Source organism: Streptomyces sp. NPDC054956 (genome assembly GCF_053609185.1).
Genome location: NZ_JBSGXB010000399.1, coordinates 1 through 5,950, shown reverse-complemented (window position 1 = coordinate 5,950; position 5,950 = coordinate 1). Strand labels below are relative to the sequence as shown.

Here is a 5,950-nt window from a genome sequence, read left to right as displayed (position 1 = left end):
TTCCTAGACAGCTCCCACCACACCGGAGGTCTTCGCCATGTTCAAGACCTACCGAGTGTCAACAACGCTCGTGATCAATACACCTAGGACGTGCGGCCGCTCTCCAGCGCGGCAACGAACGACTACGGCCAGCCCGGGATCATCAGGTGCTGGTCCCGGCCCTGGCCGAAGGTGTGGCAGAATAGCCTGTCCGGACCGCACTCGGCGTCCGGCCTCAGCCACTTGCTCACGTCCACGGCCAGGACGAGCCGATCGTCGGCGGCCTTCGGCTGCGGCAACGCGGCCAGCGTCCGCCGCAGCCGCACCACGTCGAGACGACCGCGGTTGAGCGCGTCGTACAGCGCGCCGTGCCCACGACGATGCTCGGCCAGGAGCGTCAGGTCCACCAGCGACGTCACCAGCCCGTCCGCACACAACAGCGCGTCGGTCAGCTCGAACAACACGTGTCGCGCCGACTGGTCAGACATCCGCAGAAGTCACCCCGGAAGCGTGACGCCTCCGCGAACGCCTCTGCCCGGGCATCGTGATGCAGCAGGCTCATCCCACGGCCTGCGTGCTGGTCGAGCGCGTCCTTGGTCGGAGCACAGGATCAGCCGAAGACCGCCTTCACGTCCGGCGAATACCCAACTGGGCGATCATGTTCGATGCGACGCTCAACGTTGGTTGCGGAGAGCAACCCGAGCCCCTTCTACCGCCGACGTCCCGCTCTGAGTCCGCAACGAGTTGACCAGTCGCCAGCCAGCATCAACCGGTCTCCGCTGGCCCGCACTACGGCAAGCCTTTCGCCCTCGAAACCGATTCGATCGCCGACAGCCAGGAAGAGCGGGCTCGCCAGCTCGAAGGCGTGGCCGTTGTCGGTCTCGAGGTCCTCCACGAGTACCAACCGTGAGGTCGGCGTCATGCCGTCAGCAACAAGGCGCATGCTGAGATGGTCCCACTGAGCCTGAAGTCACCTCGGCCCTGTTCGCCAAACGCCAACGGCTCAGGGGCTAAACACAATGCCGTTGACTTAGGGGTCTGGTGAGGGTGCGACAGCCGCAATGACCTGCAGACTTTCTGTCGGTCGACGGGTTGGCTGTGGTGGTTGTGGCCGGTCAGGGTTCCAGGACAGAAAGCGGGACATCTTGCGCTTCGCCTGACGGATCACGGATCGGAGCCTGCGGGGCGGGTTGATCTCCTCTTCGAGCTCACGGGCCACCGCGGACAGGTGCTGAGGGGGGGGAGATCCCTGTTCAGCGAGGTGATGCTCCGGCGGGCTGCCCGCAGGGCCGCGGCGAAGGAGAGCCGGTCCGGATCCAGTGGTTCACTGCGGTTCACCGCTGCTCTGTGCATCAGGACCCTCAGGCCGGTGTAGAGCACCAGATGTGCGTAAATCTCCTGGAACACCAGGTCAGGACTCTTGCTCGGCATGACGGTGCGGGTGCCGATCTGTGTCGTCTTCAGTTCGGCGAGGGTGTTCTCCACCTCCCACCGTTCACCGTAGAGGGCGGCCAATTCGGCGGCTGGCGCCGTCTCGGGGTCCATGAGCGTGGTGATGAGTCGGTAGCGTTCGGCCTGGTCACGGCCTGGGATGTCCAGGCTGTACTCGATCACGCGGACCCGGATGTCCTGGGGCGGCCGGACGCTGCGTCCCCGCCCGCCGCGGACGGTGGAGAACCATGAACCGTCGGGGAGAACCTCCTCGACCGGCAGGTTCCAGATGCCGGGGATCCTCCACAGCAGGTCGGCGCCGGTGGCTGCCAGGTGCTGCCACAGATGGGCTCCGGGCAGGCCGCGGTCGGCCAATACCAGCATGCCCGGCCGCAGTTAGCCGGCAAGCCGTTCGGCTAGAACCCGTTCCTTGGCCCGGTAGGAGTCAACCGTGGCGTCGCAGACCACGTGGGTTCCTGACTCGACCAGCACCATGACCCGGGCCAGCGGATATCCAGTGGGTCCCTTGCCGGCCTTGGTCCGCAGTCGGCCCAGCCCAGCCTCGTTGGCTTCCGTGTCGGCGGCCTGCAGCGTTGTCCCGTCGATCGCCATCAGCCGAAAGCCCCGCCAGAACGCCCCGGGCGTCCGCTTGTCGGCCACCGCCGCCCCGGCATGAACCAGCAGCTCGCGCAGCACCTCCACCCCGAGGTTCTGGCGGGCACGAAAAACCGCTGCCTTGTCCGGGATCCGCCAGGCACCCCAACCGTCCTCGCGCCGGACTGCCTCGGCCAGCGTCCGAAGGACCTCCCGATACGGCTCGCCGGAGAACAACGCCCGCGCAAGCACGAAGTACACCATCAGCCTCGGCGGCAGCAGCCGCACCCTCACCTCACGCGACTGGGACTTCGCCAGCACCGCGTCCACCAACTCCGGCGGAAACACCTCTGTCAGGTCCCCCAGCCCGATCCGGTCCACCAACCGAGCGCTCATTGGACACCACCCCCTGGTATCCGTTGAACCGCCAAATCACCCCAAAGTCAACGGTATTGGCTTTGACCAACGGCCGCATCGCAGCCGGCCCCGGGCGGTTCGGCCCCCTCCGCCGAAGGTAGGTTGGCTTCTGTCGGCGGTGGCTGATTGACGTAATGGTGCGAAGGGGGCTGGCGTGACGCACGAGATGGATATCCATGTCGGGACCGACGTGCGGATTATCGGTGGACCGTTCACAGACTTCACGAGCCCCGTCGTGGCTGTTGACCATGTTCGGGGCCGTGTCGAACTGACGGTAGACATCTTCGGCGACGCGACCAGGATCGACATCCCCTTGTCGGATGTCGTGAGGGTTGTCTGATCGTGCCCCTCACCGTCTGATCTGGTCGCGTTCGCTGATGGTCTCCGGGCGCCGGACGGTTTTGCCCACGTCGTAGCGGATGGCTGGCCGCTGGTTCTTCGACCCGAGTGGCCTTCCGGGGCCAGGCCACGACGGTTTCGGCGCACGGGCCGGGCAGGGCAAGGCCGGGCGGAGGTTCCTGAACCCCCGGCGGACTCGGGCCGGGGTGAGCCTGTTCGGTTCCATCGGTCGCTCCCAGGGCCGGCGGACGTCCTCGGCGAGCGGCCGGGCGAGACGGAGCTGGGTGTGCGCGACGACGATCAGCCAGGTCCACCGGTCTGCGGCTTGTGGGGTACGGAGCTTCGGTCGGGTCCAGCCGAGGGTCTGTTTGATCATCCGGAATGTGTGCTCCAGGTCGAAGCGCCGGAGGAACGTCTGCCATCGCAGATCGGCGTCGGGGCGGCCATGCCGGTGGCGGAGGACCAGAGCCACAGCGGCAGCGGGTCTCCGCCGCCGGGCAGGCGGTCGACCTCCAGGCGGATCAGCGTCCCCTCGATAATTGGGAGTTCGCTGTCGTGGTCGATCCACGCGGAGCGGATAGTGAGCCTTGGGTGGATGCGATCCCACGCCATCGCCCGGGCGGAACCGTAGCGGTCGGTGACCTGGACAGTCGCCGCGTCTGGTTCGCCCCAGGTGGCGGGCTTGGCGAAGCGGAACTCCTTGCCGTGCTTGGGTGGCCGGCCGCCTTGGGGATACGCCAGGGCGTACTCCAGCTGTGTGGGTGTCGGCCGTCGCATGACACGGTCCGATCGCATCCGTCCCAGGACCTCGACGGGCAGCCCGTCGAGAAGGTAGGCCATGCGCGGAGCGTCGTAGCCAGCGTCGAAGACGATGAGGATGTCCCGATCGCCCTCGCGCCAGCGTCCGCCGGCGACCAAGTCCTCGACTACCCGGCGGACCTGGCGAGCGGTGATCTCGGCCACGTCGTCCTCGGGGGCGAGTCGGACGGCGTCCAGCAGCTGGCACCAGGAGGTGCGGCCTGCTTCGAGAGCGGCGACGAACGAGTACGGCCAGCCTGGGATCATCAGGTGCTGGTCCCGGCCTCGGCCGAAGGTGTGGCAGAACAGCCGGTCCGCGCTGCACTCGGCATCCGGCCGCAGCCAGTTGGTCACGTCCACAGCCAGGACGAGCCGGCCATCGGCCGCTTCTGGCTGGGGCAGCGCGGCCAGCGTGCGCCGGAGCCCGTCGATGTCGATGCGGCCGTGGTTGAGAGCGTCGTACAGGGCACCGTGCCCGCGGCGGTGCTCGGCCAGCATTGTCAGGTCCACCGGCGCGGTCACTGGCCCGTCCGCGCACAGCAGCGCGTCCGCGAGCTCGAACAGTTCGTCACGCCGCGCGGTCAGACACGCGAAGAAGTCCTCCCGGAAGTGTGACGCTTCCGCGAACGGCTCCCGCTGGACATCGTGGTGCAGCAGACTCATTCCCAGCGGCCTTCGTCGAGTTCAGGTGCGTCCTTGGTCGGAGCACATGATCAGACGAAGGTCGTTCCCACGTCCGGCGAACTCCCGGACGAGCGATCCCGTTCGGGGCATCGTTCGAGGTCAGACCATAAAGCACAAGCTGAGCACCGAGTGGTCCTCGGGCGCCGTCGAAGGCCGCGTCAATCACATCAAGATGATCAAACGCCAGATGTTCGGACGGGCCAAGCTCTCTCTGCTCCGCAAGCGCGTCCTTCTCACAGCGGCAGCAAATAGGTGACCCGGCAGCCGGAACTGTCAGACCCCTGAGGCATGCTCGCCGACATGAACGAAGACGCCTTTTGGCAGCTCATCGAGGACTGCAGGCCCGCGGAACCTGACCCCGACGCCGACCTCCTTGCAGACACCCTGACCGAGCGGCTTGCGCAGTCCCCGTTGTCGCTGGTCATCGGCTTTGCCGAACAACTGTCATGGGCGCTCTACCGGCTGGACCGCAAGGAGTACGGACACAACCTGAGTGGGGATGCCTTCCTCTACACCCGTGCCGCGGTCGTCGCCGCCGGCCGCACCGCATTCGACAAAGTCCTCCAAGAGCCTGCGGCCTTCACTCCTTACGCCACCGACCTCATCTGGGCCGAGCGCCTGCTCTACACACCGGACCGCGCATACAAACGCATTACCGGGGAGGAGTGGGACCGCGACACTCGCTACTCCTACGAGTCGTGCTCGAACACCGAGGGCTGGGCTGATTGAACGGCAGGGCATGCGGATGGTGACGAACTCCAGCGCCGTTGATCGTCTTCACGGAATGTGTGCCTGAACCCGTTCACCCCGCCGAAAACACCCCGACCCTAACCCGCCCGCAGACGGCCCCCAGAGCCACGCTGCGCCCCGTCCTCGGCCGCTTCGCGCCTACCCTCGCCCCGGCGGTTAACCAGCGCCTACGGCGCGCCTGAGGGCCACCGCCGCACGCGTGCCCCAGCCAGGCCCGCAGGGGTCCGCGACTCTGCCATCTGAGGGGCGCAGCGGAGCCGGTGAGCCGTGGGCGGGCGGCGGCGCGCGCTCGCTTCGCCGCGGCGGTCCTCTCGCCCACTGCCCCGAACGCGTTCTCCGCGTTCGGGGCAGGCGCCGCAGGCTGACCCCAGTGGCTCACCCGAGACAACGAGACGGCCCAGTACTCCCCTCGCCTAGCGAGGGGAGTACTGGGATGGGGGGAGTACCGCGTTCAGTTGTCACGCGGCATTCCACTTCACATTGCGCGACGCCTCACGGGCCGGGCCGCCGCCAGCAAGGCAATGCCGGCTGCAAGGAGCCCCGCGGCGGCCAGCCCGGCCGTAGTGCTCCCGCTCGCCCCGGTCGCGGCGATCGTTCCGCTCAGCTGGGTTTCGGCCACAACCTGGGTCGCTCCGGCAGCCGCAGGAGCAGCATCGAATGTTGAGAGGCGGGCGGACGTTCCTTCAGCGGCTCCGCCGGCGCTACCGCCACCGCTCTGCCCACTCCCCTGGCTACCGCCGCCGGGAGTCGGGTCGGGGGTCGGGTCCGTGCCCGGGTCGGGCGTGGGGTCCGTACCCGGGTTGGGGGTCGGGTCCGTGCCCGGGTCGGGCGTGGGGTCCGTGCCCGGGTCGGGCGTCGGGTCCGTGCCCGGGTCGGGCGTGGGGTCCGTGCCCGGGTCGGGCGTCGGGTCCGTGCCCGGGTCGGGCGTCGGGTCCGTACCCGGGTCGGGCGTCGGGTC

Annotated in this window: 5 protein-coding genes and 2 pseudogenes; 2 read left to right on the top strand and 5 right to left on the bottom strand. The window is 68.0% G+C overall.

Features of this window, described 5'->3' with window-relative positions; translation table 11 throughout:
* Positions 1–125: 125 nt before the first annotated feature.
* From ACWGDE_RS35085 to ACWGDE_RS35070, 4 genes and pseudogenes are all read right to left on the bottom strand, one after another.
* A pseudogene (locus ACWGDE_RS35085) lies at positions 126–541 on the bottom strand (transposase); the annotation flags it as partial.
* Positions 542–688: 147 nt separating this feature from the next.
* The gene (locus tag ACWGDE_RS35080; protein WP_453393111.1) at positions 689–922 is read right to left on the bottom strand and encodes a hypothetical protein; all 234 of its coding nucleotides are present in this window, start codon (positions 920–922) and stop codon (positions 689–691) included.
* A gap of 221 nt (positions 923–1,143) precedes the next feature.
* Positions 1,144–1,794 carry a transposase gene (locus tag ACWGDE_RS35075; RefSeq protein WP_453393110.1) on the bottom strand — a complete coding sequence of 217 codons (651 nt, stop codon included), beginning with the start codon at positions 1,792–1,794 and terminating at the stop codon, positions 1,144–1,146.
* Positions 1,795–1,806: 12 nt separating this feature from the next.
* Positions 1,807–2,385 (bottom strand): transposase domain-containing protein, encoded by a 579-nt coding sequence (locus tag ACWGDE_RS35070; protein ID WP_453393112.1) that lies wholly within the window; start codon positions 2,383–2,385, stop codon positions 1,807–1,809.
* Between the two features lie 190 nt (positions 2,386–2,575).
* Between ACWGDE_RS35070 and ACWGDE_RS35065 the strand changes: the two genes are divergently transcribed.
* Positions 2,576–2,761, top strand: a complete 186-nt coding sequence (locus ACWGDE_RS35065; RefSeq protein ID WP_453393109.1) for a hypothetical protein — start codon at positions 2,576–2,578, stop codon at positions 2,759–2,761.
* Between the two features lie 9 nt (positions 2,762–2,770).
* On the opposite strand, the pseudogene ACWGDE_RS35060 reads toward ACWGDE_RS35065, so the two are convergent.
* Positions 2,771–4,221: pseudogene (locus ACWGDE_RS35060) on the bottom strand (NF041680 family putative transposase).
* A gap of 309 nt (positions 4,222–4,530) precedes the next feature.
* Here ACWGDE_RS35060 and ACWGDE_RS35055 point away from each other — a divergent pair.
* Positions 4,531–4,971, top strand: a complete 441-nt coding sequence (locus tag ACWGDE_RS35055; protein ID WP_453393108.1) for a DUF4240 domain-containing protein — start codon at positions 4,531–4,533, stop codon at positions 4,969–4,971.
* Positions 4,972–5,950 lie beyond the last annotated feature (979 nt).